1 pseudogene is annotated in these 256 nt (G+C 39.8%); it reads left to right on the forward strand.

Going from position 1 to position 256, the window contains the following annotated elements:
- A pseudogene (locus MMY95_RS16160) lies at positions 1–256 on the forward strand (MFS transporter); the annotation flags it as partial.

The following is a 256-nucleotide window of genomic DNA, read 5'->3' on the forward strand; positions in this document are numbered from 1 at the left end:
AGTCGTTATTTTCTCAGGAATCTTTGGATTAGCAAAGGTAAACTGGATTTTATTTGCAATTGTTTTTGTGATTTTATTTATTATCTTGGATGTCTTCTATTCGTTAACAGATGTCTTGTATTGGGGCATGGTTCCAGCGATTAGTGAAGATAGTCATGCCCGGGGAATTTTCACGGCTCTTGGCAGTTTTACTGGGACGATCGGTTGGAACGGCCTGACAATGGTCGTTGTACCAATTACCACGTACTTTACCTTT

This window comes from Lactiplantibacillus sp. ME-2, assembly GCF_022549155.1.
Classification (GTDB): domain Bacteria; phylum Bacillota; class Bacilli; order Lactobacillales; family Lactobacillaceae; genus Lactiplantibacillus; species Lactiplantibacillus plantarum.